This window comes from Pseudomonas sp. LBUM920 (assembly GCF_003852315.1).
In the GTDB taxonomy this organism is placed as follows: domain Bacteria; phylum Pseudomonadota; class Gammaproteobacteria; order Pseudomonadales; family Pseudomonadaceae; genus Aquipseudomonas.
Genome location: NZ_CP027762.1, coordinates 4365529 through 4389739, shown reverse-complemented (window position 1 = coordinate 4389739; position 24211 = coordinate 4365529). Strand labels below are relative to the sequence as shown.

General features: G+C 59.6%; 28 protein-coding genes. 14 read left to right on the top strand and 14 right to left on the bottom strand.

What is annotated here, in order from left to right:
• Nucleotides 1–112: 112 nt before the first annotated feature.
• The 3 genes from C4J83_RS20245 to C4J83_RS20235 are packed head-to-tail and all read right to left on the bottom strand — an operon-like array spanning nucleotide 113 to nucleotide 3569.
• Nucleotides 113–1147: an SIS domain-containing protein gene (locus C4J83_RS20245; protein ID WP_372239335.1), complete on the bottom strand. Its 1035-nt coding sequence runs from the start codon at nucleotides 1145–1147 to the stop codon at nucleotides 113–115.
• Nucleotides 1147–2157 carry an ROK family protein gene (locus tag C4J83_RS20240; RefSeq protein ID WP_124418035.1) on the bottom strand — a complete coding sequence of 337 codons (1011 nt, stop codon included), beginning with the start codon at nucleotides 2155–2157 and terminating at the stop codon, nucleotides 1147–1149. Before C4J83_RS20240 ends, C4J83_RS20245 begins: the two co-directional genes overlap by 1 nt.
• Before the next feature lie 8 nt (nucleotides 2158–2165).
• Nucleotides 2166–3569 (bottom strand): APC family permease, encoded by a 1404-nt coding sequence (locus C4J83_RS20235; RefSeq protein WP_124418034.1) that lies wholly within the window; start codon nucleotides 3567–3569, stop codon nucleotides 2166–2168.
• Nucleotides 3570–3778: 209 nt separating this feature from the next.
• On the opposite strand from C4J83_RS20235, the gene C4J83_RS20230 reads away from it, so the two are divergent.
• The 5 genes from C4J83_RS20230 (at nucleotide 3779) to pcp (ending at nucleotide 8010) form a co-directional block, all read left to right on the top strand.
• Complete coding sequence (locus tag C4J83_RS20230; protein WP_124418033.1) at nucleotides 3779–4981, top strand: ROK family transcriptional regulator; 1203 nt, start codon at nucleotides 3779–3781, stop codon at nucleotides 4979–4981.
• A gap of 45 nt (nucleotides 4982–5026) precedes the next feature.
• Entirely contained in the window at nucleotides 5027–5452 is a 426-nt protein-coding gene (locus tag C4J83_RS20225) for a GNAT family N-acetyltransferase (protein ID WP_106580512.1), read from the top strand.
• A gap of 241 nt (nucleotides 5453–5693) precedes the next feature.
• Nucleotides 5694–6410 carry a DUF969 domain-containing protein gene (locus C4J83_RS20220; protein ID WP_106580513.1) on the top strand — a complete coding sequence of 239 codons (717 nt, stop codon included), beginning with the start codon at nucleotides 5694–5696 and terminating at the stop codon, nucleotides 6408–6410.
• Nucleotides 6407–7357, top strand: coding sequence for a DUF979 domain-containing protein (locus C4J83_RS20215; RefSeq protein WP_106580514.1), 951 nt, complete (start codon nucleotides 6407–6409; stop codon nucleotides 7355–7357). Before C4J83_RS20220 ends, C4J83_RS20215 begins: the two co-directional genes overlap by 4 nt.
• An 8-nt stretch (nucleotides 7358–7365) precedes the next feature.
• Nucleotides 7366–8010: a pyroglutamyl-peptidase I gene (gene pcp, locus C4J83_RS20210; protein ID WP_124418032.1), complete on the top strand. Its 645-nt coding sequence runs from the start codon at nucleotides 7366–7368 to the stop codon at nucleotides 8008–8010.
• A gap of 280 nt (nucleotides 8011–8290) precedes the next feature.
• Here the strand turns inward: pcp and C4J83_RS20205 are convergent, their stop codons facing one another.
• The 4 genes from C4J83_RS20205 to C4J83_RS20190 all read right to left on the bottom strand — a co-directional run bounded on the left by C4J83_RS20205 (nucleotide 8291) and on the right by C4J83_RS20190 (nucleotide 11544).
• Nucleotides 8291–9691: a heavy metal sensor histidine kinase gene (locus tag C4J83_RS20205; protein WP_119742648.1), complete on the bottom strand. Its 1401-nt coding sequence runs from the start codon at nucleotides 9689–9691 to the stop codon at nucleotides 8291–8293.
• Entirely contained in the window at nucleotides 9688–10359 is a 672-nt protein-coding gene (locus C4J83_RS20200; RefSeq protein WP_106580517.1) for a heavy metal response regulator transcription factor, read from the bottom strand. Before C4J83_RS20200 ends, C4J83_RS20205 begins: the two co-directional genes overlap by 4 nt.
• 42 nt (nucleotides 10360–10401) lie before the next feature.
• Nucleotides 10402–10662: a DUF2790 domain-containing protein gene (locus C4J83_RS20195; RefSeq protein WP_119742650.1), complete on the bottom strand. Its 261-nt coding sequence runs from the start codon at nucleotides 10660–10662 to the stop codon at nucleotides 10402–10404.
• A gap of 111 nt (nucleotides 10663–10773) precedes the next feature.
• On the bottom strand, nucleotides 10774–11544 hold the full coding sequence (locus C4J83_RS20190; protein ID WP_119742653.1) for an alpha/beta fold hydrolase: 771 nt from the start codon (nucleotides 11542–11544) through the stop codon (nucleotides 10774–10776).
• A gap of 215 nt (nucleotides 11545–11759) precedes the next feature.
• Here C4J83_RS20190 and C4J83_RS20185 point away from each other — a divergent pair, with 215 nt between their 5' ends.
• Nucleotides 11760–12437 carry an HAD family hydrolase gene (locus C4J83_RS20185; RefSeq protein WP_106580520.1) on the top strand — a complete coding sequence of 226 codons (678 nt, stop codon included), beginning with the start codon at nucleotides 11760–11762 and terminating at the stop codon, nucleotides 12435–12437.
• 35 nt (nucleotides 12438–12472) lie between these two features.
• On the opposite strand, the gene C4J83_RS20180 is transcribed toward C4J83_RS20185, so the two are convergent.
• The 3 genes from C4J83_RS20180 to csrA all read right to left on the bottom strand — a co-directional run bounded on the left by C4J83_RS20180 (nucleotide 12473) and on the right by csrA (nucleotide 13531).
• Complete coding sequence (locus tag C4J83_RS20180) at nucleotides 12473–12769, bottom strand: hypothetical protein (RefSeq protein ID WP_106580521.1); 297 nt, start codon at nucleotides 12767–12769, stop codon at nucleotides 12473–12475.
• Nucleotides 12770–12863: 94 nt separating this feature from the next.
• A complete protein-coding gene (locus tag C4J83_RS30815; protein WP_106580522.1) occupies nucleotides 12864–13127 on the bottom strand; it encodes a hypothetical protein in 264 nt (87 codons plus the stop codon).
• Between the two features lie 209 nt (nucleotides 13128–13336).
• Nucleotides 13337–13531, bottom strand: coding sequence for a carbon storage regulator CsrA (csrA, locus tag C4J83_RS20170; protein ID WP_003192511.1), 195 nt, complete (start codon nucleotides 13529–13531; stop codon nucleotides 13337–13339).
• 247 nt (nucleotides 13532–13778) lie between these two features.
• Between csrA and C4J83_RS20165 the strand changes: the two genes are divergently transcribed.
• A complete protein-coding gene (locus C4J83_RS20165) occupies nucleotides 13779–14159 on the top strand; it encodes an SPOR domain-containing protein (RefSeq protein ID WP_119742657.1) in 381 nt (126 codons plus the stop codon).
• A 29-nt stretch (nucleotides 14160–14188) separates the two neighbouring features.
• Here C4J83_RS20165 and C4J83_RS20160 read toward each other — a convergent pair whose 3' ends face one another.
• The 3 genes from C4J83_RS20160 to C4J83_RS20150 all read right to left on the bottom strand — a co-directional run bounded on the left by C4J83_RS20160 (nucleotide 14189) and on the right by C4J83_RS20150 (nucleotide 16379).
• Nucleotides 14189–14878 carry an endonuclease gene (locus C4J83_RS20160; protein ID WP_124418031.1) on the bottom strand — a complete coding sequence of 230 codons (690 nt, stop codon included), beginning with the start codon at nucleotides 14876–14878 and terminating at the stop codon, nucleotides 14189–14191.
• 4 nt (nucleotides 14879–14882) lie between these two features.
• Nucleotides 14883–15134 (bottom strand): DUF1654 domain-containing protein, encoded by a 252-nt coding sequence (locus C4J83_RS20155; RefSeq protein ID WP_106580525.1) that lies wholly within the window; start codon nucleotides 15132–15134, stop codon nucleotides 14883–14885.
• Between the two features lie 156 nt (nucleotides 15135–15290).
• A complete protein-coding gene (locus C4J83_RS20150) occupies nucleotides 15291–16379 on the bottom strand; it encodes an asparaginase (protein ID WP_106580526.1) in 1089 nt (362 codons plus the stop codon).
• A 494-nt stretch (nucleotides 16380–16873) separates the two neighbouring features.
• Here C4J83_RS20150 and C4J83_RS20145 point away from each other — a divergent pair, with 494 nt between their 5' ends.
• The 7 genes from C4J83_RS20145 to C4J83_RS20115 are packed head-to-tail and all read left to right on the top strand — an operon-like array spanning nucleotide 16874 to nucleotide 23841.
• Nucleotides 16874–17833: a sugar ABC transporter substrate-binding protein gene (locus tag C4J83_RS20145; protein ID WP_106580527.1), complete on the top strand. Its 960-nt coding sequence runs from the start codon at nucleotides 16874–16876 to the stop codon at nucleotides 17831–17833.
• A gap of 57 nt (nucleotides 17834–17890) precedes the next feature.
• Nucleotides 17891–19444, top strand: a complete 1554-nt coding sequence (locus tag C4J83_RS20140; protein WP_124418030.1) for a sugar ABC transporter ATP-binding protein — start codon at nucleotides 17891–17893, stop codon at nucleotides 19442–19444.
• Nucleotides 19441–20418 carry an ABC transporter permease gene (locus C4J83_RS20135; RefSeq protein WP_106580529.1) on the top strand — a complete coding sequence of 326 codons (978 nt, stop codon included), beginning with the start codon at nucleotides 19441–19443 and terminating at the stop codon, nucleotides 20416–20418. The genes C4J83_RS20140 and C4J83_RS20135 overlap by 4 nt, the downstream gene beginning before the upstream one ends.
• Before the next feature lie 3 nt (nucleotides 20419–20421).
• On the top strand, nucleotides 20422–21444 hold the full coding sequence (locus C4J83_RS20130; protein ID WP_124418029.1) for a LacI family DNA-binding transcriptional regulator: 1023 nt from the start codon (nucleotides 20422–20424) through the stop codon (nucleotides 21442–21444).
• A gap of 23 nt (nucleotides 21445–21467) precedes the next feature.
• Complete coding sequence (gene rbsK / locus C4J83_RS20125) at nucleotides 21468–22385, top strand: ribokinase (RefSeq protein WP_124418028.1); 918 nt, start codon at nucleotides 21468–21470, stop codon at nucleotides 22383–22385.
• On the top strand, nucleotides 22382–22786 hold the full coding sequence (rbsD, locus tag C4J83_RS20120) for a D-ribose pyranase (protein WP_124418027.1): 405 nt from the start codon (nucleotides 22382–22384) through the stop codon (nucleotides 22784–22786). The genes rbsK and rbsD overlap by 4 nt, the downstream gene beginning before the upstream one ends.
• A gap of 26 nt (nucleotides 22787–22812) precedes the next feature.
• A complete protein-coding gene (locus tag C4J83_RS20115; RefSeq protein WP_124418026.1) occupies nucleotides 22813–23841 on the top strand; it encodes a nucleoside hydrolase in 1029 nt (342 codons plus the stop codon).
• A 33-nt stretch (nucleotides 23842–23874) separates the two neighbouring features.
• Here C4J83_RS20115 and C4J83_RS20110 read toward each other — a convergent pair whose 3' ends face one another.
• Nucleotides 23875–24087: a hypothetical protein gene (locus C4J83_RS20110; protein WP_124418025.1), complete on the bottom strand. Its 213-nt coding sequence runs from the start codon at nucleotides 24085–24087 to the stop codon at nucleotides 23875–23877.
• Between the last annotated feature and the right edge of the window lie 124 nt (nucleotides 24088–24211).

Here is a 24211-nt window from a genome sequence, read left to right as displayed (position 1 = left end):
GTCTGCACGCTTGAAACAGGTGTAACGGATGAAGTCACCGGCGTTGGCCTTTTTCAGTGAAGGTCGATCGCACTCGACAATACCGGGTCAGCCCTGGGCCCGCACGCTCGAATTACCGCGTCTGCGTCACCTTCTTCAAATACCGCGGCTGATCCGGATTGCGCCCGCGCGCCACAGCCAGCTGCGCTGCGCTCAGATAGAACCCTTGAATCATCGTGAAGGGCTCCAGTAGCGCATGTGCGGTCGGCACGCTGGGCAACAGGCCTTCGCAAACCGTACCGCGCGGAGCCACCACCAGCACGCGGGCACCGCGGGCGCGCATTTCCGCGGCAAAAGCCAGAGTGCCCGGTTGCTCCGGGCCGCTGGGCGCGAAGACCAGCACCGGGTAGCCCTCTTCGATGATCTCCATCGGGCCATGGCGCACTTCCGCGCTGGAAAAAGCTTCAGCCTGGATGCCGGAAGTTTCCTTGAGTTTCAGCGCGGCCTCCTGGGCTATCGGCAACGCCGCGCCGCGACCGATCACAATCATTTTGTCGGCGTTTGTGAGCATGCCAAGCAGTGGCGACCAGTCCTCGGCAGCAGCGTTATGCAGGTGGCCCGGCAAGTGTTGCAGAGCCTCGCTCAGTCCGGTGTCGATGGCCAGCGCATCTGCCAGGCTGGCGACCGCCTGGGCGCCGGCCATTAACATCGCCACGTAGCTTTTGGTGGCGGCCACACTCTGTTCCAGGCCGGCAGGCAGCAGGATTTCATGCTCGCTCATGGCTGCCAGCGGTGAGCCGGCGGTGTTGACCAGCGCCACCGAATGCGCGCCGCGCTGATGCAGGTAATGCACGCTGTCAATCAGGTCGGGGCTTTTGCCGGACTGGGAAAATGCCGCGACCCAGCTGTTCTTCAAACGCAGCGGCGGTTGTTGCAAGCTGACCAGTGACAGGGGAATCGACACGCTGGGGATGCCGACCTGACTCATCAGTGCATAGCTGAAATACGCGGCGGCATGGTCGGAGCTGCCGCGCGCGACGGTGATCATCAACTCGGGCAGCGTTTGCGCCCATTGCCGGGTCAGCGCATGGATCGCGCTGTCATCCTCGAGCATGCGTTGCACGATCGCCGGGATGGACAAGGTCTCACTCAACATCAATGACATGATTAAACTCCTGGCGCGTCGAGGGTCTTGCCGGCCGCGATCAGTTGCTGCGCAAGGGCGTTCAGCCCGGCCGCGTCCATCGCCATGCTCAAGGCGCCCCACAGGGGCGCATCGTGGGTGAAGTGCGCAGCGGCGAGGGTGGGTGGGAAGGGCACCGCGCGCTGGATCAGCGTTTCGATCAACGGCGCCAACAGCGCCGCCTGGCGGTAGAGGCCGCCGCCAATCACGATACGCTCGACGTCCAGCGCCACGGCGAGGTTGGCGATGTGCACCGTACAAGCGGCGATGCGCAGCGCCAAGGCCTTGCGCACGGCGGGGTCAGCGCTGGTAAACAGGTCCTGGGCGTGATGCCCGTGTCCCAGCATTTCACCCGCCAGCTGGCTGAGGGCATTGCCGGAGAACAGCTCCTCCAGCGGTGCGTTGCCGCTCTGATAGGTCGCCCATTGATCAGGGTGCTCCGGGTTCAGAAACGGCGACAACAGGTAGCCGATTTCCATGGCTGCGCCGTTATGCCCACGGATCAACCTGCCATTGGCGATGGCTGCAGCGGAAAGCCCGGTACCGAGGTTCAGGTAGATCGCGTTATCAATACCCGCCAGCGACCCCCAGCGCACTTCGGCCAGGGCGCCGGCCTTGACGTCGTTATCGAGGCTCACGGGGACGTTGCCGAATGCTTGGGCAATCGACGAGTGCAGGTCGAGCCCTTCGAACCCCGGTGTGTTGGGCGCCATCAGCAACGTCGGGCCGCGCACCACACCGGGGAATACCGCCGCCACGCTCAACACCGGGGCGTTGCCCCATTCGGTCACACAATCGCGCGCGGCCGCGAGGATGCGATGCAGGGCGGGCGTGCCGGACAAACCGTCGGCATGGGTGGCGAGAATCCGCGTGTTCATGCGCTGGCGGGCGGTGTCGTAGCAGGCGACCTGAGTCTTGGTGCCGCCCACGTCAATCGCCAGCAGCAAGCCTTGCCGGGGCGCCGTAGCGCCCGTTGATCTGACTGATTCATGCATTGCGTTAATCACTTGTTAAAGGGCCATAGTCGCTGAACACGCGCCCAGAACAGATAAGCCACGCTGCCGGCCAGCACCCAGACCAGCGACCATTGGATGGGGTAGGCGCCGGGCGCGTTGTGGTTGGACGCCATGTAGATATACACCCAGCCCAGCAGCGCGATGAGCGCAGGCACCGGGTAGAGCCACATTTTGTAAGGCCGGGCCAGGTGCGGTTTGGTTTTGCGCAGCACCAGCAACGAGACGATCTGCGCCACTGACTGCACCAGGATCATCACCGTGGTCAGCAGTTGAATCAGGGTATTCAAATCGGTCAGTCGCCCGATCATGAAGCCCACGGAAGTCAGCGCGCCCATGCTCAAGATGCCCCAGGTAGGGAACTCATGCTTGGGATGGGTCTTGCTGAAGGCGTTGAAGAACACGTTGTCCTTGGCGGCTTCGAAGGGCACGCGGGAGCCGCCGAGCAAGCCGGCAAATACCGAGGCGACTGCGGTGATCAGTATCAGCACGGTGACGATCCCGGCGGCCGTACTGCCCCAGGTTTCGCTGAGTACCACCGAGGCTACCGACTTGTAGGCGGCGGATTCGGGGTCGAGCATGCGGTGCCAGTCGACCACGCCCAATACGCCGACTTGCATCACCAGGTAGATGACCAGGATGCCGACGATCGACAGAATGATCGACTTGGGAATCACCCGGCCCGGTTGTTCGACTTCACCGGCCAGGTACGCCGAGGTGTTGTAACCCAGGTAGTCATAGATGCCGATGGTCAACCCGCCGGCCATGCCAAACCAGAAACCGCTGTCGGCCAGGTTGAACGCGCCTTCGGGGAAGGTGAACGCCAGGTCGGCGTGGAAATTGGACAGTGCGGCGGCAATCAGCGCGCCGATGCTGATCAGCATGATCACCCACAACACGATGCTCAACTTGGCAATGGACTCGATCTTGCGCCACAGCATCACGATGATCAGCCAGATCACCACCAGGCCGATCAGGTTGCCGACGGTCTGGCTCATGTCGGGCCAAAACCAGGTCAGGTATTGCACAAATCCGATGATGCCGGTGGACATGATCAGCGGAATGAACAGCATCGCCGTCCAGACGAACAGAAACGGCAGCAGCTTGCCGGTTCGTTTGCCGAACGCCTCACGCAGATAAACATAAGTGCCGCCGGCACCTGGCAATGACGCACCGAGTTCGGCCCAGACCAGCCCGTCACACAGGGCCAGCAGGGCGCCAAGGATCCAGCCCAGGTAGGCCTGGGGGCCACCCATGATTACGATCATTGCCGGGATGGTGATAAAGGGGCCCACGCCGCACATCTGGCTCATGTTCAGGGTGATGGCGGGGAATAGACCGATTTTGCGTTTGCTGTTGGGTAAATCCGGGTCAACGGGTGTCAGCGTGCTCATGGGGACGACCTCTTGTTCGAGTGACAGGCGCGTGAGGGCAGAGTGCAAAGGGGGCTGCTTGCCATCGAGGGTGCTGTCGACCCGTCATTATTGTTATGGGGCGTAACCGGCATTCGCAGTGGGTGCGAGAGACCGAGGCGCTTAGAAAACCACAGCAAGAGTATTAATTCAACTTGATTTAATTAATCGGCTGCGCGGATTATCCGCCCATGAAAACGCCTCAGAACAAACGCACGCTCACCACTGGCACGAATGCCGAACACGCCCGGTTGCACAACCGTCGGGTGATTCTCGAGGCCATCCGCCAGAACGGCCGGCTGACCCGCGCCGACCTCACGCGGCTCACCTCGCTGACCGCGCAGACCATTTCCAATATCGTCACCGAGTTGCACGAAGAAGGCGTCCTGCTCGCTCATGCGGCCGAGAAGGGTGGGCGAGGCCAACCGCCGGTGCCGTTGTCGCTGAACCCCGACGGTGGTTATTCCATCGGCTTTCATATCGAACAGCACCGCATCATCGGCGTGCTGCTTGATCTGCTTGGGCAGACGGTGGCTCAAGTCACGCTGACCGTCAGCTACCCAACGTTCGAGCAGGCATTACCGTTGGTGCTGGACGCGGTGAAAGGTTTTCGGCAGCAGAGGCCGGCCGGGCGCTTTCTGGGTGTGGGCATTGCCCTGCCGGGCCCTTTCAGTGTCGAAGGCATGACGGCGGTCGGGCCGACGGCGATGTCCGGCTGGGACGAGCCGGATATCGCTGAGCGCTTGCAGGGGGAAACCGGCCTGGCGGTACTGATAGAAAACGATGCCACGGCGGCGACCATGGGTGAGCGCCTGTATGGCATCGCCAGCGAGCTGACGAATTTTGTGCACCTGTTTATCGGCAGCGGTCTTGGTGCCGGTTTGTACCTGGATAACCGCCTGTATTCCGGCCACTGGCACAATGCTGGTGAGATCGGGCACATGACGGTGATTCCGGGTGGCAAGGCGTGTTCCTGCGGTAACCAAGGGTGCCTGGAGCGCTACATCTCCATTGCCGCACTGTTGGAGCACCTGGGCCTGCCGGCCGAGCATGACTTCTGCGCGTGGGACGCCAACGATCAGGCGCTGGACGCAAACGTAGAGGTTTGGCTGGCGGAAGCGGCGCCGGCGTTGCGCCAGGCGATCAACATCCTGGAGTCAGTGCTTGACCCGCAGACCATCCTGATCAGCGGCTTTTTGCCTGAGGCCATCCTTGCCCGCCTGATAACCCGCCTTGAGCCATTGAGCCGTTCCGTCAGTAGCCGTGCCGAACGCCAGTACCCGCGCATTCAAATGGGGGCCGCAGGGCAGGACGCAGTGGCATTGGGGGCGGCAGCCTTGATGATCCTGGCGGAGATCAGCCCGGATTACGAGGCGCTGCTCAAGCCGCAGTAAGGCTGCATACTGGCCGCCGACTCAATTCATACCAGGGAGCACGTTATGGAAGTGGCAATGGAAGTGTCGTTCGACGTAACGGCGCAGGAGCGTGAGGCCATCCTCAAACCGCTGAGGGCTTACAACCTTGGTCACACGGGCAACATGGCGTTCGAAACCGTCGGGATTTTGTTGCGAGACCCCGCCACGCAAGACGTTGTCGGTGGCCTTTATGGAAAAATTTCCTACGGGTGGTTGTTCATTGAGCTGTTGAGCATCCCGGATCAGATGCGTACCCAAGGTACCGGCACGCGTTTGATGCGCGCCGCCGAAGACCTGGCCCGTGAACGGCAATGTGTTGGCATTTGGCTGGACACCTTCAGCTTTCAGGCGCCGGGGTTTTATCGAAAGCTGGGCTTCAGTGAATTTGGCCATATTGCTGATTACCCGGCGGGTCACCAGCGGCATTTTTTCCAGAAACGCCTCGGCTGAATCTTCGTACGGCGCCGACTCACCCGGCGCCAATCACCCACAAAATTTATTGGTTTGCAGCAACAATTTTTCTTGTTGGACACCTCCCGCCCCCAGGCAGCAAAGTTGCCGCCACTGACGCTCGACCTATCGGGTCAACAATAAAAACCGCGCCGGGCTGCATGCCACTTTCATGCTGTGAACCCTTGGTTCACATCCTGCTGTAATGGCGCCGCAGCGCGCATTCAAGGACCTCTCCGTCATGCAAACTGTTGTGAACCTATGGCCGTTGATCGGCGTACTTGTCATCGTGGTTGGCTTCGTCTTGCGCTTCAATCCGCTGTTGGTGGTTACCGCCGCTGCCATCGCCACCGGGCTGGCAGCCCACTTCCCGCTGGAAAAAATCCTCGCCAGCATGGGCGAAGGTTTCCTTCAGACCCGCGCGCTGCAACTGATCCTGTTATTGCCCCTGGCTGTCATTGGCCTGCTGGAGCGCCATGGCCTGCGCTTGCATGCGCAAAACTGGATCGCGCGTTTCGAGCGAGCCACAGTGGGGCGCCTGTTGATCATCTACCTGTTTGTGCGCGAGTCCACCGCCGCCATGGGCCTGACCAGCCTGGGCGGCCATCCGCAAATGGTGCGGCCGCTGCTGGCGCCCATGGCCGAAGGGGCGGCGGAGAAACGCTACGGCAAGCTGCCGGACAGGTTGCGCCACAAAGTGCTGGCCATGTGTGCGGCAACCGATAACGTCGGGCTGTTTTTCGGTGAGGACATCTTTGTCGCCTTTGGTGCGATCGCGCTGATGCACACCTTCCTGTTGGGTTCGGGGATTGATGTGGAGCCACTGCACATTGCCGTGTGGGGCATCCCGACGGCGATTTGCGCCTTTATCATCCATGCCATTCGCCTGCACCGGTTTGATCGCAGGCTTACGCGCGACATGACGCCCGCCGCCACGCCGGTGGAGGCTGCACAATGATCATCTCCATTGAGTACCTGTACTGGCTTGCCGGTGTGCTATTGCTGATAACTGCGGGAATGATCCTGCTGGATCGCACCCATCCCAAACGCTGGTCGACTGCGCTGTTCTGGCTCTTGTTTGCTGTGCCGTTCCTGGTGGGGGAGCGCCTGCCGTCGGTGGTCATTGGTGTTGGCGTGGTGGTGATGGCGCTGATCGCAGGCTTGGGTGGCGTCGGCCGCGGCAAGCCTGCCGAACTGCATGACAAGGCCTCCCGCGCGAGTGCCGGGCGCCTGGGGCATAAACTGTTTATTCCCGCGCTGGCCATTCCCCTGACCACCGTGATTGGCTCGGTGTTGCTCAAACACACCGAGATCGGTGGCGTACCGCTGCTGGACCCGAAAAACACCACCTTTGTATCCTTGGGTATCGGCTGCCTGATCGCCCTCGGCCTGGCTTGCTGGCTGACCCGCGACACACCGGTGCAAGCCTTGCGTGAATCCCGACGCCTGACCGAGGCCCTCGGCTGGGCCATGGTGTTGCCGCAGATGCTTGCAATGCTGGGGCTATTGTTTAATGAAGCCGGGGTGGGCACGGCCGTTGCGCATGTCACCACTACCTACATCAACCTCGATTTCAAGTGGGTGGCGGTGATGGTCTACGTGTTGGGCATGGCGCTGTTCACTGTGATCATGGGTAACGGTTTTGCGGCGTTTCCGGTGATGACCGGCGGTGTCGGCGTACCGGTGTTGGTGGGCGTGTATGGCGGTAATCCGGCGGTGATGGCGGCGATCGGCATGTTCTCCGGTTATTGCGGTACGTTGATGACGCCCATGGCTGCCAACTTCAATATCGTCCCGGCGGCGTTGCTGGAGTTGCCAGACAAAAACGCGGTGATCAAGGCTCAACTGCCGACTGCGTTGATGATGCTGGTGGTCAATATCGTGCTGCTCTACCTGTTGATGTGAGGCCAAAAATGCAAACTGTGTTGCTGACGGGCTTCGAGCCCTTTGACCAGGACCTGATCAACCCGTCCTGGGAGGCCTCGCGCCAGTTGGACGGCGTGCGACTGAGTGAAGACGTGCACATTGTCGCGCGTCGACTGCCCTGTGCGTTTGCCACGGCCGGGGCGTGCCTGACGCGATTGATCGCTGAATTTGACCCGGTGATGGTGATTGCCACAGGCCTCGCCCCCGGTCGTAGCGATTTCTCCATGGAACGGGTGGCGATCAACGTGAACGACGCACGCATCCCTGACAATTTGGGGGCACAACCGGTCGATACCCCAGTGGTGGTCGGAGGGCCGGCCGCCTATTTCACGACCTTGCCGATCAAAGCGATGGTCAAGGCTGTGCGCGAGGCCGGGATCGCGGCGTCGGTTTCACAGACGGCGGGGACCTTTGTGTGTAATCAGGTGTTTTACCAGTTGCAGCATGCCCTAGCCGGCACGGCGATACGCAGTGGCTTTATCCACGTTCCCCCCAGCCTGCCGGAGCAGGTTTCTGGTGCGGCGCAGCCTTCGATGGCGCTGGTGACAATGGTTGAAGGTTTGCGGGTTGCGCTACAGACGGCGTGGGACACGCCGGTGGATATCGTGCAAACCGGTGGGCAGGTCAGCTGACCTGCCCTGTTTGAAATGGCGATCAGCTTCTCTCATGTCAGCCAGCCCTTTTTTCCAGTAAACCCAAGCGTTTTTCCATAGCAGAATTTCCGTTATTACCTGCACCGGCTCTGCCCTGAGTCAGCGTCTCGCGCCGCCTGATTGATGCGTTTGTTCACCAAAGCGTGATACCTGTTTTGAATGATCCGAGAGAGCGCTCCGGGCGAGAGTAGAGGCAGATGGGGACGGCTACGACCTACAAAACTGTGAAAAATCACAGCAGGCTTCTGGCACGCACTGCTCAGTGTTCCCGCCTCGGAAAAATCAGCTCAAAACATGTCAATGCGCCTTCACTGGTGACGCTGTAGCGGCCGTTATGCAGCTGCATGATGGTGGCGACGATCGATAAACCCAGCCCGTTGGACTGGGCCGAGCGCTCCCGCGATTCGTCCACCCGATAAAACCGTTCGAACAGCCTGGGCAGGTGTTCGGCAGGGATGGTTTCTCCCTGATTGATGACGCTCAGCCGGATGCCTTCGGCGTTTGGCGTGGCTTGAATCACCAGCTCCGAACCGGGTGCGCCGTATTTGATGGCATTGGCACACAGATTTGCCAGCGCCCGGCGCAGCAGCATCGGTTCAGCCCAGATCACGCCTTCGCCCTGCGCGAGGATGCTGATATTCACATCGCTCGCCAACCCTTCGAAGTAATCAGCCATGCGTTGCACCTCATCCGCCGCATTGAGCTCCTGGCGCTGGCGCAAGGCGCTGGCCGGATCGGTGCGGGCGAGAAACAGCATGTTGTCGAGCATCCGTGCCAGGCGTTCGAGCTCTTCGACATTGGAGGCCAGCAATTGCTGATAGCTTTCGATGCTGCGGCTCTGCTGGAGCGCGACCTGGGTTTCGCCCAGCAGGTTGTTGATCGGCGTGCGCAGTTCGTGGGCCATGTCGGTGGACACCTGGCCCAGTTGCACAAAGCCCTTGGCCAGTCGCTCGAGCATGGTGTTGAAAGAGTCGATCATCGGCAGAAGTTCTTTCGGTGCACCGTGGCTGTCAAGTCGTTCGGCAAGGTTGCCCACGCCGATGCCTTGGGCGTGTTTGGCCAGGCGCCGCAGCGGCAGCAGGCCTCGGTACACCAGCAGGTAACCGACCAGGGCGAGGATAATTGCCGCGATGCTGGCCAGGATAAATACGCTCAGGCGATAGCTGGCAAGCATGGCGGTGCGTTCGGTCATCAAACGTCCCGTGGTGACTTGCAGGCTTCCCAAGTCTCCGGAATCAATCGAGGCGGCCACGGTGGCGAAGGGTACGCCGTTTACACCAGGTAAGTGGTGCACGTCGGAAAAGCCCAGCTCATGGTCCTTTGGCACGGGCGTTACGTTCGGCATTTCGATGTTGCCCGGGTTGACCAGCAGTAGCGGCTTCTGCCCCGGCGCCGCGATACTCAGCACCGACTCGCTGTTGCCCAGCATGTTCTGGAACAGTTCCGGCTTGGTCTTGATCAGGTCCAGGGTGTTGCTGTCGTTGAGCAGGTTGCGCAACTGGTCGGCGCGATAGATCAGCGCGGCATCGTCACGCTTGATCAGTTCACGCTCAAGCTCGCGGTACAGCGCTACGCCCAGGGTAGCCAGCAGGGCAAAAGCGAGCAGGGCGAAGATCAGCGCCAGGCGCAGGGTCAGCGAGTAGTGGCGGCGGCTGTTCATGGCTGGGTGTCGAAGCGGTAGCCAATGCCCCGCACGCTGTGGATTAACTTGAGCTGGAACGGGTCGTCGATTTTCAGGCGCAGGCGCCTCACGGCGACGTCGACCACATTGGTGTCGCTGTCGAAGTTCATGTCCCAGACGCGCGAGGCGATCATCGAACGTGACAGCACCTGGTCCTGATGGGTCGCGAACAGGTGCAACAGGGCGAACTCTTTATTGGTCAGGGTAATGCGCGTGCCGGCGCGGGTGACACGGCGTTTGAGCACGTCGATTTGCAGGTCGGCGATGTGCAGCTGTTCTTCTTCGCGGCTCGGGCCGCGGCGGGTCAAGGTGCGCAAACGCGCGACCAGTTCGGCGAAAGAGAACGGTTTGATCAAGTAATCGTCGGCACCCAGTTCCAGGCCTTTGATGCGGTCGGCAATGTCATCGCGGGCGGTGAGAAATAGTACCGGCGTGTCGGCCTCCTTGCGCAGGCGGCGCAGCACTTCCCAACCGTCCATTTTCGGCATCATCACATCCAGCACGATCACGTCGAATGACGTTTCCAGCGCCTGGTGCAACCCGTCCACACCGTCACGGGCGAGGCTCACGGAGTAACCCAGTTCCTGCAGCCCATTGAGCAGGTAATTGCCGGCCTTGGGTTCGTCTTCGACTACGAGGATATGCATGGGAAGTGCCCTGGTTCTGTGCGTGGCGCAAGTGTAGCCCGATCAATTGTCACTGGCGCAACCGATGCCCTGTACTTGGTAGTCCAGCACATGTTCGCGACCCTGGTGGTCGAGGTAATCGAGGCGAGCGGGGACGATGCCGCACTGCCCGTAGGTGTCGGTGCTCGACAGCACTTTGTCGACGTCCAGGTGCACGAAGAAGCCGGTCTTGTCGTGGATCACGTTGGGGGCGGAAGGGGCGTCGGCAGCAAATGCAGAACCGGTGGCAAGCAGTGCGGCGAAGCCCAGAATAAACAGTTTCATGGCAGTAGTTCTCTTAAAGGGTCGGCTGCCGGGATTGGCAGTGAGTTCACAGTAACCAGGCGCCCCAAACAGCCAACCAACAGGATCATGACAAGTTCGTAATCAACGGATTCAAGGCTGGCGACCGGACGCTTCGAGGATCAGGTCAGTGATTTCCTTGGCGTGGGACACCAGCGACAAGTGGCTCGAAGGCAGCTCGATGGTGGTGGCGTTCATGCGCTTGGCGAGGAAGCGCTCCAGGTCCGGGTTGATGGTCTGGTCATTGCTCGACACGGCGTACCACGACGGTTTGGTGTGCCAGGCGGCATTCACGGTGCGACCACTGAACAGCGTTTTGGTGATCGGTTGTTGTACGGCGTACAGCTCCAGTGCTTTGGCGCGGGGCACGTCGGCGGCGAAATACTTGAGGAAAGCGTTCTGGTTCAGGGTCAGGTAACCGTCGTGCTCTTCAACGCCGGCACGCACCGGCATGCTCGGGTATTTGGCAGAGAGCGCGACGAAGTCTTCATTGGCGTCCGGCGCGCGGGCTGCCACATACACCAGGGAGCTGACCTTCGGGTTCGCGCCGGCGTCGCTGACCACGGTGCCGGCGTAGGAATGGCCGACCAGTACGGTAGGACCGTCCTGTTGATCGAGTACGCGGTTGGTGGCGGCGACGTCATCGGCCACCGAGGTCAGCGGGTTCTGTACGGCGGTGACATGCAGGCCGGCGGCCTGAAGACGGGTGATCACCTCGGACCAGCTCGAGCCGTCCGCCCAGGAGCCGTGTACCAGGACCACGTTGTTGGCTTTGATCGGTGCGACGGTGCCGGCCATGGCGGTAGCGGTGCCCAGCATCAACAAGCTGGCGGCGATCAGGCAGAGTGTGCTTGCAGGTTTCATCGTGCGGCCCTTCATCAGTGTGCAGGTGTGTCACCCGGTGTGGGTGACTGACGACTCCACTGTATGAAGTGAGGGTGCTGACAAGACTTACAGCTTCATTACAAGCTTGTAATGCAAAGGGGGAGGGCAGTGCTCTGCAGCGTTTACAAGTGTTGACGTGATCCGTAGATTGCATCGGGGTCAGCATTTGTTACCGATAAAAAGGAAATCCCACAGTGTCTATTCAAGGTCCAGCCGCCTTTACCCAGCGTTACCGCGCCTTTTTATTCGACATGGACGGTACCTTGCTCAACTCCATCGCCGCCGCCGAACGGGTGTGGAGTATCTGGGCTGAACGCCACGGCCTGGACGTGGCGGCCTTTCTGAGCACCATTCACGGTGCACGAGCCATTGATACGATTACCCGGCAGGCATTGCCAGGCGTGGACGCTGAAGTTGAAGCGCAGTGGATAACCGAGGCGGAAATCAACGATGTCGAGGGTGTCGTCGCGATTCCGGGCGCGGTCGAGTTTCTGAACAGTTTGCCTGGCGATCAGTGGGCGCTGGTCACGTCTGCACCCAGGGAGTTGGCGATGCGCCGCCTGCAAGCGGCGGGCATTGCGCCGCCGGCAGTGCTGGTGACGGCTGAGGATGTCGCCAGCGGCAAGCCGGATCCAGCTTGTTATGTGCTGGGTGCGCAGCGTCTGGGCGTACCGGTGCAGGACTGCCTGGTGTTCGAGGATGCGACGGTGGGGATTCGCGCCGCGGAGGCGGCGGGGGCTGACGTGGTAGTCGTGACTTCGACGCACTTGCAGCCGATGGCCACGGTACATACGTCGATTGAGGGGTATGAGCAGGTGCGCGTGCATCGTAACGATGATGGTTTGTTGCGTTTATCGATCGCCGTGGCTTGATACGCGAAAGCCAACCGCGTTATGGCCAAGGTTTATCAGCTGTCAGGTCTGTTCGGCCTTACGCTGTTTTCCGGTAGGGCGTGCAGTCGGCTGCTGCGAAGGCCCTGCCGGGACATCACCATTTCCCTGAGGATTTCGTTCGCCAGCCGGGCTATCGCTTCTGCGCCGCGATAGTGCGCGCGGACGATGCCGGTGATTGCAAAGTGGTCAGTTTCAGGGCCGCTGAGAACAGCCGACAATGTGCCGTCAGCGTGCAGTGTGCAGGCGATTGTGTAACTGGGCAGGCGGGCCGCCAGCGCAGTTTCGATTTCGGATTTACTCAGGGTATCCATCTGTTTCAGCCCTTAATACTGACCTTGCAAGCCCAAGCATAGGTCTTGCCGCGACACTGTAAATACCGGTGATCTGATTGCCCGCAAGGAGGCGTCATCGTGCAGTTTTGTGGTGCGTTCGTTGGGCCGCGCGTTGGCATAACTTGCGCAGAATCGCCTTCTGAATAGGCTTGAGGCAGAACGCAAACAGGTAAGCGCAGAGAAACAGCGCCAGATCAGGCCAAGAGCTGCCACTGGAGGCGCTGGTACTTTCAATTTCGTATCTCAGGCCATAACCCACCGTCACGAAGACCAGCCCTATCAGCAGGACGATCCACCAGGACTTGGAAACTAGGGGCTTGGGGGCGGTAGGCCTCATCGACGTGCTCCTGAATGCACTCGGACGGCAGGATAATAGTCAGAAGATTCGGCTGTGGATTACGCAACAAGTTCCAGTCGTCAAGACAGTTTCATCTTGGGGCGAAGCGCGAGGCGCAAAGCGAGCTGTTCACGCAAGAGAGGCGAGCAGGCTTGAAGGGTCTTCGCCAGCCGTTACAGTGAACGAAAGGGCTGGCTACTGAGAGTGCGTCAAGGAGTCTGATTTTTGTCCGGAGCCGTCAGGCCAGCCTGGATGCGCTGGTAAATCTCCTCGCGATGCACGGCAACGTCCTTGGGTGCGTTGATGCCGATTCGTACTTGCTGGCCGCTGACGCCCAGAATGGTGATCGTGATGTCATCACCGATGTTTATGCTTTCACCGACTTTGCGGGTGAGTATAAGCATGGACTTCTCCTTGATTACTTTTAAGGACACATGTTTCAGACAGGGCAGATGTCGGATGTGTGTAGCTTACTGCTAAGCGCTTCCCTGTGACTGCCTCTTTTAGGACGCATAGAGGCGACATTAATTCCCATGGCGGCATCATACAGGTCTGCGATACATCATTCGCATTGTTTAAGCCAACGTTTATGACGGCCAGAATAGACAGTGAATGATAAAGTTGCCTCTTTATCCTCAAAGGAGCAGGGCAGTGCGTAAAGTAGCGATGGCAATTGCGGTGTTGGCATTGGCCGGTTGCGGTGAAGGCAAACCTGTCGAAGCGCCCAAGGCCAAGCCTGCCGTGACTGAAAGCCAGCCAGAAACCGGCGCGATTGCCGCTCAGGAATGGGACGTGCGGGTTGGCCCGCCGGACCATAAGCTCCAGGCAATCACTGACTTGACCGCCTGGTTGCTGGAACATGGGTTTAGCTTTTATATCGTGAAAACAGACGGCAAGGACGATGTCCTGCTGGGGCCGTTCGCCAGCAAGGCCGAAGCCGAAGCCAAGCAAGCGCAGCTGACCGAAAAACTGGCGCGCGCCAAGAAAAATGACACCGAGTCGCAGGTGATTGAACACAAGGTTGCGCAGTAACCAAAAGCGGGCGGGAGCCTCTCCCGCCTTCAACCACAGGCTTTGAGGTTAACCGGGCCGACAAATTCGTTGCCCCGACCCATCACGCAGGCCACGGTCTGGTTGCGCTGGCGTTCCCAGGTTTGTACCGGGTAAGTCTTGTTCCAGGCTTCATACAGTTGGCGGTCCTGTTTCGACAGGCGCAAGCCATATTGTTTGCTCATGTAAAAGTAGGTTCGGGCAATCATTCCGCGAATGGACGGGCGTGGCATGACCTTTTTTGCCTTGAAGTCCACTTGGGTCAAACAGGAACCGTACTGTCCGGTTTGCACCGGCAGCCAACCGAAACTGAAGTTATTGCGGTCACCATTGACCTCCCCGATGCTCGGCACCAGGTTGTGCAAGTCGGCCTCTGCACGCTTGAACACATCATCGCGGCGCGTACAGTTCTTGCGTCCACCGTTCTGCCAGCATTGGCGCTGATGTCCGATCTGCCAGGCTGGAACGATATGCTCCCATTCGATGCGTGCGGCACGGTTGGCATTTTTGCGTGGGATGTACCCGCAGGCTTTCAAATCCACCCGGTTGCCGGTGTATTTACAGCCGCAGTAAAACTCTGTGGATTGTGGGGCATAGAGCTTCCAGGCGACTTTCTTGGCCTCGCTGAAGGTTCGAGGCGCCTGGGCGTTGGCGGTAATGGCAAAAAACAGACAAAACAAAGCAGTAAAGCGAACACTCATTGAATCAATCTTCCTTCGGCACAACCCAGAAAATCTGCACGCCACCGTCGTCCCGATAAGCGAGGGTGACGTTGTCGTTCTCAGCAATTTCTTCCAGCAAGCGCGCCCATTCATCTTCCGGCTCTTCCGGTAAACGGAAGATCAAGGCTGCCTTGGCTTTCTGGGCATTGGTCGAATTGATGATTTTTTGCACGCGAACGGCCAAGCGTGCGTAAGCATCAGGCGGAGTTGGGGCTGCGGAAGAAGACTTTGCCACGGAGCATTCCTTAGTTTGCTGTATGTGCATACAGTATTTAACTATAAGGAATTTCGCAACTGCTTAAAACTCAGGGCATTCGCGGGGAAGTTGTAGCGGGGAAGTCTCAAGGGAAAGTGGAGGCGAGTAAACCCGCCTCCACAGTGTTACCAGATATCAATATTCCCAGAACATCCGTTGCAGCTCTTTGCTGTCCTGGGTCTTGGTCAACGCAACCATCGCCAGGATCCGCGCTTTCTGCGGGTTCAGGTCATGGGCAACCACCCAGTCGTACTTGTCGTCAGGCTGTTCGGCGTTACGCAGCACGAAACCGCCAGCATTCACGTGGGACGAGCGAATGATTTGTACGCCTTGTTTGCGCAGTTCCTGCAGGGCAGGGACGACCTTGGAAGACACCGAACCATTGCCAGTGCCGGCATGGATGATGGCTTTGGCGCCAGCCTGAGCCAGGGCCTTGACGGCGGTGTCGCTCACATTGCCGTAGCCATAAGCGATTTCAACGTCCGGCAGGCTTTTGATGGTCTTGATATCGAATTCAGAATCCAGGGTGTGGCGCTTGGCCGGCAGGCGGAACCAGTAGGATTTGCCTTCAACCACCATGCCCAACGGGCCCCATGGGCTCTTGAACGCTTCGGTCTTGATATTGATCATCTTGCTGACGTCACGACCCGACTGAATCTCGTCGTTCATGGTGACCAGCACGCCCTTGCCGCGTGCATCCTTGCTGCCGGCGACGGCGACGGCGTTGTACAGGTTGAGCATGCCGTCCGCCGACATGGCGGTGCCTGGACGCATCGAGCCGACCACCACGATTGGCTTGTCGGTTTTTTCCACCAGGTTCAGGAAGTAGGCGGTTTCTTCGAGGGTGTCGGTACCGTGCGTAATCACGATGCCGTCGACGTCCTTGCTGTCGGCCAGTTCGGCAACACGGCGACCCAGTTGCAGCAGGTTTTCATTGTTGATGCTTTCGGACGCAATTTGCATCACTTGCTCGCCGCGCACATTGGCAATCTGGCTAAGCTCAGGAACACCAGCGATCAATTGCTCGATGCCCACCTTGGCCGCCTGATAAGTGGCGCTGTTGGCAGCGCTGGCGCCAGCGCCGGCAATAGTGCCGCCGGTGGCAAGAATCACCACATTGGACAGTTTGGTCTTGGTTTCAACTTCCTTTGCCTGAGCGGCAACGGGGAACAGCAGCAGGAGGGCGAGTGCGCCCGGAACAAAAGACTTCAGTGCAGATTTCATTATTTTTCTCTCTGGTTTTTGATGAGTGCGGTCGCAGGTTCATCTAGAACACCCGGGCGGTTCTGAACGCCGCGAGGTGACAGGAAAGAGCAGGATTTGTACCAGGCTGATTGTGTTCGTGTTTATAAATTAAGGCATTGATTTAAAACAGTATTCATAGATATTTAAGATGACGTGAAAGCTCGTTCGTCCGGCTTTCCGAACGGGAAGGCAGTATCGTGTTCGGTTGTCCGAAAGCCATGACGGTTTATCGACGGGTTGCGTATGACATGAGTGTCACAGGCTGTCGTTTTAGAGAACGGTCGGGCGAGGGCGATGTTTAATCGCATCCATCCAATAGCGTAATGGCAGGTAGCAGTGGGCTTGGATGAAAGGCGTTTTTCACCCGTTGACAAATCTCGACAAGGTTCTCATAGTTTGGCTAACGCAAACGTTTGCGAGACGGTCTGCCGTGCAAGCGTTGCTCACAATAATCATAAGATCGGAGTGAACCCATGAAGCTGCCATTTGCTGGACGTCTTCTTGCTGTCGCTGTGCTTGCCGCTGCATCCGCTGCGCTACCTCTTTCCTCTGCCTTTGCTGACGACGCCGCCACCAAACCCAAGGTCGGCCTGGTGATGAAATCCCTCGCCAATGAATTCTTCGTCACCATGCAGGATGGCGCCAAGTCCTATCAGAAAGACCATGCTGCCGACTTCGACATGATCACCAACGGTATCAAGAACGAAACCGATACCAGCGCACAGATCGATATCGTCAACCAAATGATTCTCGCCAAAGTCAACGCCATCGTAATCGCCCCGGCTGACTCCAAGGCGTTGGTCACCGTGTTGAAGAAAGCTTCCGATGCGGGCATCAAGGTCGTCAACATCGACAACCGCCTTGATCCGGAGGTATTGAAAAGCAAAAACCTCGATATTCCTTTCGTAGGCCCGGATAACCGTAAAGGCTCCAAGCTGGTTGGTGACTACCTTGCCAAGCAGCTGGCCGCGGGTGACAAGGTCGGCATCATCGAAGGTGTCCCGACCACCACCAACGCGCAACAGCGCACCGCAGGCTACAAGGACGCGATGGACGCTGCCGGCATGAAGATCGTCTCCACTCAGTCGGGCAACTGGGAAATCGACCAGGGTCAGAAAGTCGCCTCCGCCATGTTGAGCGAATACCCGGACCTCAAGGCACTGTTGGCGGGTAACGACAACATGGCCTTGGGCGCTGTCTCTGCCGTACGCGCTGCGGGCAAAGCCGGCAAAGTGCTGGTCGTAGGCTACGACAACATCGAAGCCATCAAACCAATGCTGCAAGATGGCCGTGTGCTCGCGACCGCTGACCAGGCTGCAGCCCAGCAAGCCGTGTTCGGTATCCAGAACGCGCTCAAGCTGGTCAAGGGTGAGAAAGTCGATGCCAAAGACGGCGTGATCGAAACCCCGGTCGAACTCGTCCTCAAGAAGTAATCCTGGCAGCACCCAACAGCGCCCGCTCGTCCTGAGTGGGCGCCTGGAGATTTTCCTATGTCATCTTCCGCCCCGAACGCTGTCCTCTCGGTCAGCGGTATCGGCAAGACCTATGCCCAACCGGTTCTGTCCGACATCACCCTGACGCTCAACCGCGGGGAAGTGCTAGCGCTGACCGGTGAGAACGGCGCGGGTAAAAGTACCCTGTCGAAAATTATCGGCGGGCTGGTCACGCCGACCACCGGGCACATGCAGTTCAATGGTCAGGACTACCGTCCCGGCAGCCGCACCCAGGCTGAAGAGCTGGGCGTGCGCATGGTCATGCAGGAGCTCAACCTGCTGCCCACACTGACCGTGGCCGAAAACCTGTTCTTGGATAACCTCCCCAGCAAGTGTGGATGGATCAGCCGCAAACAGCTGCGCAAAGCCGCGATCGAAGCCATGGCTCAGGTCGGCCTGGATGCGATCGACCCGGATACCCTGGTTGGCACCTTGGGCATTGGCCATCAACAGATGGTCGAAATCGCCCGCAACCTGATCGGCGACTGCCACGTACTGATCCTCGATGAACCCACGGCGATGCTGACCGCGCGTGAAGTCGAAATGCTCTTTGAACAAATCACCCGCCTGCAGGCTCGGGGCGTGGCGATCATTTATATTTCACACCGGCTCGAAGAGCTGGCCCGTGTTGCCCAGCGTATTGCGGTATTGCGCGACGGCAAACTGGTCTGCGTCGAGCCGATGGCCAACTACAACAGTGAGCAACTGGTCACCCTGATGGTCGGTCGCGAGCTGGGTGAAAAAATTGACCTGGGCCCGCGCACTATCGGCGGCCCGGCCTTGACCGTGAAAGGGCTGACCCGCTCGGACAAGGTGCGTGATGTGTCTTTTGAAGTGCGCGCCGGTGAGATCTATGGCATCTCCGGCCTGATCGGCGCCGGCCGCACTGAGCTGCTGCGCCTGATCTTCGGCGCGGACCTGGCGGACAGCGGCACCGTCGCTCTGGGATCGCCGGCCAACGTGGTGAGCATTCGCTCCCCGGTAGATGCGGTCGGCCATGGCATTGCCCTGATCACCGAAGACCGCAAGGGTGAAGGCCTGCTGTTGACCCAGTCGATCAGCGCCAACATTGCCTTGGGCAACATGCCGGAAATTTCCGGCGGCGGCGTGGTGAACAGCCGCGATGAAACCGCCTTGGCCAGGCGCCAGATCGACGCCATGCGCATCCGCAGCTCCAGTCCGGCGCAGTTGGTGTCCGAGCTGTCGGGCGGTAACCAGCAGAAAGTCGTGATCGGCCGTTGGCTGGAGCGCGATTGCGCGGTGATGCTGTTCGATGAGCCGACCCGAGGCATCGACGTCGGTGCCAAGTTCGACATTTATGCCTTGCTCGGCGAATTGACGCGCCAGGGCAAAGCGCTGGTGGTGGTGTCCAGCGACCTGCGGGAGCTGATGCTGATCTGTGACCGCATCGGTGTGTTGTCCGCCGGGCGCCTGATCGAAACCTTCGAGCGCGACAGCTGGACCCAGGACGAATTGCTCGCCGCCGCCTTTGCCGGCTATCAAAAACGTGACGCGCTGCTCAACGACGCAGTGCTTAGGGATACCCCATGAAAACCACACATTCCCCGGGTAAAACCGGCGGCAACTTCTACGGCCTGGGCACTTACCTGGGCCTGGCCGGTGCCTTGCTGGCGATGATTGCGCTGTTCTCAGTGTTGAGCGATCACTTCCTGTCCTACGACACCTTCAGCACCCTGGCCAACCAGATACCGGACTTGATGGTACTGGCGGTGGGCATGACCTTCATCCTGATTATCGGTGGCATCGACCTGTCGGTTGGCTCGGTGCTGGCATTGGCCGCGTCGGCGGTCAGCGTGGCGATTCTCGGCTGGGGCTGGAGCGTGCTGCCGGCAGCGTTGCTGGGCATGGGCTGTGCGGCAGTGGCTGGCACCATCACCGGCTCGATCACCGTGGCCTGGCGAATCCCATCGTTTATTGTGTCCCTCGGCGTGCTGGAGATGGCGCGTGGCGTGGCGTACCAAATGACCGGCTCGCGTACCGCCTATATCGGTGATTCGTTTGCCTGGCTGTCGAACCCGGTTGCCTTCGGGATTTCGCCGTCGTTCATCATTGCCTTGCTGGTGATCATTGCCGCTCAGTTGGTGTTGACGCGCACGGTATTTGGTCGCTACCTGATCGGCATCGGCACCAACGAAGAGGCCGTGCGCCTGGCCGGGATCAATCCCAAGCCCTACAAAATCCTGGTGTTCAGCCTGATGGGGCTGTTGGCCGGTGTGGCGGCACTGTTCCAGATTTCGCGCCTGGAAGCGGCAGACCCGAATGCCGGCTCCGGCCTGGAGCTGCAGGTGATCGCCGCTGTGGTGATCGGCGGCACCAGCTTGATGGGCGGACGCGGTTCGGTTATCAGCACCTTTTTCGGTGTGTTGATCATTTCGGTACTGGCCGCTGGCCTTGCGCAGATCGGCGCTACGGAGCCCACCAAACGCATCATCACCGGTGCGGTGATCGTGATTGCTGTGGTCCTCGACACTTACCGCAGCCAGCGCGCCAGTCGGCGAGGCTGAGCCATGGCAACGATCAAGGATGTGGCAGCGCTTGCGGGTATTTCCTACACCACTGTGTCACACGTAGTGAACAAGACGCGGCCGGTGAGTGAGCCTGTGCGGATCAAGGTCGAAGCGGCGATCAAGCAGCTCGACTATGTGCCCAGTGCGGTCGCGCGATCGCTTAAGGCCAAGACCACCGCCACCATCGGCCTGTTGGTGCCGAACAGCCTCAACCCGTATTTTGCCGAGTTAGCCCGCGGGATCGAGGATTACTGCGAGCGTAATGGTTATTGCGTGATCCTCTGTAACTCCGACGACAACGCTGAAAAACAGCGCAGCTACTTGCGCGTGTTGCTCGAAAAGCGCGTCGACGGCTTGATCGTGACCTCGGTGGGAGGCGACGACAGTGGCCTCGCCGCTGGCTTGAGCGCGGTGCGCACGCCTATGGTGATCGTCGACCGTGCGCTGGATGGTATCGATGTCGATCTGGTGCGCATCGACCACGAGGAGGGCGCCTACCTGGCGACCCGGCACTTGCTTGAACTCGGTCATCGCGACATCGCCTGCATTGGCGGCCCCGGCCACACCCGCGTGGCGCAAATGCGTCTGGCGGGGTATCACCGGGCGCTGCGTGAGGCGGGTGTGCAAGTGGCGGTCAATCGCACTCAAGAGAGCGACTTCACCAGCACCGGCGGGTATGCCGCAGCCGTGCAGTTGCTGGCGGACAATCCACCGAGCGCGATCTTCGCCAGTAACGATATGATCGGTTTTGGCGTGTTGCGTGCTGCGGCAGAGCGCAATATTCGCGTGCCCGGCGATTTGTCGGTGATTGGTTTCGATGACATTCAAATGGGCCGTTACGTTTACCCGGCGCTGACCACGGTCGGGCAGTCGATCGTGCAGCTGGGCGAAACGGCGGCCGAGCTTTTGCTGCTAAAAATTGCAACCCCCCAACTGCCGATCGATCAACGTATCGTGACGCCGAGTATTGTTTTGCGTGAGTCAACGGCGCCGGTCGCCGGTGTGTTCGCCCAATACCGCTGAACCGAATTGATGAGTACTGATGTATGCCAGCAAAAGTAGTGGTAATAGGCAGCTTGAACATGGACTTGGTCACCCGCGCCAGTCGGTTGCCGCGTGCCGGTGAAACCCTGATCGGCCAAACGTTCTCTACCGTCCCCGGCGGCAAGGGCGCCAACCAGGCGGTGGCTGCTGCGCGTCTGGGCGCTGATGTGGCGATGATTGGCTGTGTCGGCACGGATGCCTACGGCGCTCAATTGCGTGATGCGCTGGTGGTGGAAGGCATTGATTGCCAGGCCGTAAGCACGGTAGACGGTTCCAGCGGCGTGGCCTTGATTGTGGTGGATGACAGTAGTCAGAACGCGATTGTAATCGTGGCCGGCGGCAACGGTGCGCTGACACCAGCCTCGTTACAACAGGCTGACGCAGTGTTGCAGGCCGCCGACATCATCGTCTGCCAGCTGGAATCGCCGATGGACACGGTGGGTCAGGCGCTCAAGCGCGGACGTGAACTGGGCAAGACGGTGATCCTCAATCCGGCACCCGCCAGCGGCCCTTTGCCGGCCGAATGGTACGCCTCGATTGATTACCTGATTCCCAATGAAAGTGAAGCCGCCGCCTTAAGCGGCGTGGTGGTCGACTCTCTTGACAGTGCCAAAGTCGCTGCGACGCAGTTGATCAAGGCAGGCGCGGGCAAGGTCATCATCACCCTCGGTGCCCAGGGCGCATTGTTTGCCAATGGCCACGGCTTTGAGCATCTGGTGGCGCCCAAGGTCAAGGCGGTAGACACCACGGCGGCGGGCGACACCTTTGTCGGTGGGTTTGCCGCCGCGCTCGCCAATGGCAAGAGCGAAGCCGAGGCCATCCGCTTTGGTCAGGTGGCCGCAGCACTGTCTGTGACTCGCGCCGGTGCGCAACCCTCTATTCCCAAGCTGCATGACGTTCAAGGTTTTGTGCCCTCATGAAAAAGACACCGCTGCTCAATATTGCCCTGTCGCGTGTGATTGCGTCTCTCGGTCACGGTGACGTCCTGGTGATCGGCGATGCCGGCTTGCCCGTGCCGCCGGGTGTCGAGCTGATCGACCTGGCGCTGACCCAAGGTATTCCTGACTTCATCAGCACCCTGCGCATTGTGCTCAGCGAGATGCAGGTGGAAAGCCACATGCTGGCCGAAGAAATCCTGCTCAAGCAACCGCCTGCACTCACAGAGCTCAACACGCTGACCGAGCAGGCAGCCCTGGGCGAGCGACGCCTGGTCAGCCACGAAGAGTTCAAGCAACTGAGCCGCAAGGCTCGCGCCGTCGTGCGCACCGGCGAGTGCCAGCCTTATTGCAATATCGCGCTGGTCTCCGGCGTAACCTTCTAGAGTTTTCCTACGACAAGGAGTGTTTCATGCAACGTGGTCTTCCATCCCTGAAAAACCTGTTTCGGAGTGTCCTGCTTTTGTCCGCGCTCACAGCAGCCAGCGCCCACGCGGCGGAAAAAATCGACCTGATCATCGATACCGACCCGGGTGCTGATGATGTAGTGGCCTTGCTGTTTGCAATGGCCTCTCCACAGGAATTGAATATTCGTGCGCTGACCACCGTCGCCGGTAACGTGCGCCTCGACAAAACCTCCCGCAATGCGCGCCTGGCCCGCGAATGGGCAGGGCGCGAGGATATCCCGGTGTACGCAGGGGCGCCAAAACCGATGCTGCGCACACCGATCTACGCCGAGAATATTCACGGTAAAGAGGGTATTTCGGGCGTCACCGTGCACGAGCCGAAAAAAGGCCTGGCCGAAGGCAATGCCGTTGATTACCTGATCAAGACCCTGAGCACCGCCAAGCCCCACAGCATTACCATCGCCATGCTCGGCCCACAGACCAACCTGGCGCTGGCGTTGACCCAGGCTCCGGAAATCACCCAAGGCATCAAGGAAGTGGTGGTGATGGGCGGTGCACATTTCAATGGCGGCAATATCACGCCGGTGGCCGAATTCAACCTGTTTGCCGACCCTATTGCGGCTGAGGTCGTGCTCAAAAGCGGCGTCAAGTTGACTTACCTGCCACTGGACGTAACCCACAAGGTGTTGACCAGTGAGGCACGCCTCAAGCAAATCGCCGATATCAACAACAACGCGAGCAGGGTTGTCGGCGACATTCTGAATGAATACGTCAAAGGCGATATGGAGCACTACGGCATTCCAGGCGGCCCGGTTCACGATGCTACCGTTATTGCCTACCTGCTCAAACCTGAGCTGTTCAGCGGCCGTGAAGTCAATGTGGTGGTGGACAGCCGTGAAGGCCCGACCTTCGGCCAGACCATCGTCGATTGGTACGACGGCCTGAAGCAGCCGAAAAATGCCTTTTGGGTCGAGAACGGCGATGCTCAGGGCTTCTTCGATCTGCTGACCGAGCGTCTGGCGCGTCTGAAGTAATGTGTATGCCGGTCGGCGTTCGCCGGCCGGTTCTTATTCGCGCGCGGGGTTGTGTGCGCCCATGTGATCGGCCGGGTATTTTTCGAATACCTGACCGATGAAGGCCTGTGCAGCCCGAGTGCCGAGTTCCTTGACCAGCAGGTCGATTCCGATGATTGCCAACTCCTCCGGGCTTCCGGGGCTGTAGGAACTTTGTCCTTGGGGCCACTTGGCTTTGATGTCGGCTTGGAGGGTAACAGTGGTCATGGGGGTCTCGCGGAGTTGGAAGTACTGGGCAGTGCGCTAAAACGCGGCTCTTACCGGCGCAGTTAACCATTTTTGGGCAGCGTTTGGCACTGCTACTTAGGCATGAGGCATGTGCTGTGCGACA